Here is a 2,474-nt window from a genome sequence, read left to right on the forward strand (position 1 = left end):
GTGTTTACGGTGCAATGGTTTAGCTTGGGTGTTATAGCGTTGTCGCACCTTAATTGGGCGTTATGCAGCTTTCATAAATTTCTGGCTATGACTTAAATTATGGTCTAAAATTAGTGCTAATTTAAATACTTAATTGGTGTTCTTATGAGACAAGTTTTAGCTGATTGCTCAGCAAGTATTTCTGAGCTAAAGAAAAACCCAACCGCTTTGCTAAATGAAGCTGATGGTTCTGCTATTGCTATTTTAAACCACAACAAGCCCGCAGCTTATCTTGTTCCTGCGGAAACTTACGAGTTTCTGATGGATATGCTTGATGACTATGAGCTTGCAAAGCTTGTTGAAAGTCGTCGTGTTGACCTATCTGAAGCTGTGGAAGTTGATATCGATGACTTATAAACTTAAATTTCTGCCCGCTGCAAAGAAAGAGTGGAGTAAATTAGCTCCACCAATTCAAAGTCAGTTTAAAAAGAAACTTAAGGAACGTCTCGAAAATCCACATGTTCCATCTTCCAAGCTCCGTGGTTACGACTCGGTTTACAAGATCAAACTGCGGACAGCAGGCTACCGTTTAGCTTATGAAGTTATTGATGATGAAATTGTCGTATACGTGTTAGCTATAGGAAAGCGTGACAAAGATGCAGTGTATAAAAAGCTAGCTTCAAGGTTCTCGTAAAACAGCAGCATAACAAAGCGTTTAAGACGGACTCCCAACGCTTGGCGCTTTCGGTTTTCTTCAGGTCAAGTATTTATACCACAATGGTTTAGGTAAGATGGTTGGCGTTGCTCGCCACTTAACGCGGCGTTAGGTAACTAGGAGTAAATATGGAAGTTCTTCTCAAACCAGCGTTGGATTGGGAGTTCGCTGAGAGTTTAACGAAAGCAAATATGGCAGAGTATTATCAACGTTACGACATATCTTGGGACACAGAAATGTTTGCTGATAGTTGGAAAAACTTAGACAATTTTGAAGTCCATGTGAACGGTGAACGAGTAGGTGTCATTCGTTTTAGTTACACAGAAGCGACTACTCATCTTAGAGACTTTCAGTTGGTCAAAAGTGCTCAAGGAATGGGTGTCGGGACTACTTGCCTTACATTAGTTAAAAAGCATGCTATGCAGCATCATTCAGTTGAAGTAGTTCTTAGGGTATTCCCCGAAAACCCAGCGGTAGGTCTATATAAACGTGCAGGCTTTCTTGAGTCTGGCGCTTGTGGGAATGTTATCGAAATGAGGTATTCACTTTGAGTTCGTTACCTAACAAATTGCTCAAGAGTGACGGCTAACCTTTGGCGTTTTTGCTTCGGTTAGGTTTTGTGATTACGGCGGCTTTGCTTGGGTTTCGTGGTGTTAGCCGCACCTTAGCAAGGCGTTATGTGTTTGGAGTAAATATGGCACTTTTGGTTATTGCAGTTCCTGAGTTTTCAGGTGATGATTATGATTTAATTCAGTCTTTTAGAGCTGAGAATGATGCTCTATTTTACAATGTAGTAGAACCTCATTTTACGTTAGTGTTCCCTGTTTTTGATGCTTCAATCGACGCATTTAGACAAGAAATTACTAAAAAAAGTAGAGGTCATCTCCCTTTTGATTTCAAGATTAGGTGCGCAACTATCAATAAGGATGCGTTCAATGATTACTATCATACCTTTCTTGTTCCAGATGAAGGTTTCAGTAACCTAATCAAACTGCATGATTCACTATACAGCGGACTATTGGCTGACAACCTAAGACTAGATATCGACTTTGTTCCACATATTGGTATAGGTAATGATGAAAGCTCTAAGAAATGCCAAGACATGGTGGAATTCTGGAATAATCAAGACTTTTGTATCAGCGGCAGCATTTCTAAGTTACAAGTAGTCGAATTTGACTTTGACACAAACAAACTGAGTAAGTTAGAGGAAATCTTCTTAGAACACACATAACAAAGCGTTTAAGACGGATTCCCAACGCTTGGCATTTTCGGCTTACTTCATTTTTAGTGTTTATGTCACAATGGTTTAGGTAGGGTGGTTAGCGTTGCTCACCACTTAACGCGGCGTTATGTTCTCGCCCATAATTATAGGTAACTAATTCATGAGCTTACGAAATGAAGTCATTGAAGAAGTAAGGCTGCTATCTTCTTCGGCACTTCAAACGAAGTATATAGAGTCGTCTCTGGAGTTGAACTTAGTAGCCGAGTTGTTTAATGGCTTTTGCGAAGACTTATATCATCCCAAAGACACGGTTTTCTTATCATCATTTAATGTAGATGAATTAAAATCTTTGGCTCATCTGTACGGCGTAGTTTCAGAAGCTAGTTTATTTGGTAGTGGTTTGGATTTTAAGAAGTTAGTTGTAACTAGCCAATGGCGAGGGTCATGAAAGTAGCGCAAATGGTTCTAGGGCAACTTGAATTACGCACATAACAAACAATTTAAGAGTGACTCCTAACGCTTGGCGAGTTCACTTCGGTTTGAAATTTGTGTTTACGG

5 protein-coding genes are annotated in these 2,474 nt (G+C 39.8%); all 5 read left to right on the plus strand.

The features are described from left to right. Window positions 1-144 precede the first annotated feature (144 nt). Window positions 145-396 carry a type II toxin-antitoxin system Phd/YefM family antitoxin gene (locus tag FCV43_RS16840; protein WP_065431664.1) on the plus strand — a complete coding sequence of 84 codons (252 nt, stop codon included), beginning with the start codon at window positions 145-147 and terminating at the stop codon, window positions 394-396. Continuing rightward, entirely contained in the window at window positions 386-673 is a 288-nt protein-coding gene (locus FCV43_RS16845; RefSeq protein WP_013868556.1) for a type II toxin-antitoxin system RelE family toxin, read from the plus strand. The genes FCV43_RS16840 and FCV43_RS16845 overlap by 11 nt, the downstream gene beginning before the upstream one ends. 149 nt (window positions 674-822) lie before the next feature. Next, window positions 823-1,245, plus strand: coding sequence for a GNAT family N-acetyltransferase (locus FCV43_RS16850; RefSeq protein WP_136995824.1), 423 nt, complete (start codon window positions 823-825; stop codon window positions 1,243-1,245). A 68-nt stretch (window positions 1,246-1,313) separates the two neighbouring features. Beyond that, window positions 1,314-1,925 (plus strand): 2'-5' RNA ligase family protein, encoded by a 612-nt coding sequence (locus tag FCV43_RS16855; RefSeq protein ID WP_136995825.1) that lies wholly within the window; start codon window positions 1,314-1,316, stop codon window positions 1,923-1,925. A 151-nt stretch (window positions 1,926-2,076) separates the two neighbouring features. Next, complete coding sequence (locus tag FCV43_RS16860; RefSeq protein ID WP_136995826.1) at window positions 2,077-2,364, plus strand: hypothetical protein; 288 nt, start codon at window positions 2,077-2,079, stop codon at window positions 2,362-2,364. Window positions 2,365-2,474: the final 110 nt, after the last annotated feature.

This window comes from Vibrio genomosp. F6 (assembly GCF_005146325.1).
In the GTDB taxonomy this organism is placed as follows: Bacteria; Pseudomonadota; Gammaproteobacteria; order Enterobacterales; family Vibrionaceae; genus Vibrio; species Vibrio cortegadensis.

Coding starts and splice junctions, on each gene's coding strand:
- FCV43_RS16860 (WP_136995826.1), top strand. CDS start 2,077: ATGAGCTTACGAAATGAAGTCATTGAAGAAGTAAGGCTGCTATCTTCT.
- FCV43_RS16840 (WP_065431664.1), top strand. CDS start 145: ATGAGACAAGTTTTAGCTGATTGCTCAGCAAGTATTTCTGAGCTAAAG.
- FCV43_RS16845 (WP_013868556.1), top strand. CDS start 386: ATGACTTATAAACTTAAATTTCTGCCCGCTGCAAAGAAAGAGTGGAGT.
- FCV43_RS16850 (WP_136995824.1), top strand. CDS start 823: ATGGAAGTTCTTCTCAAACCAGCGTTGGATTGGGAGTTCGCTGAGAGT.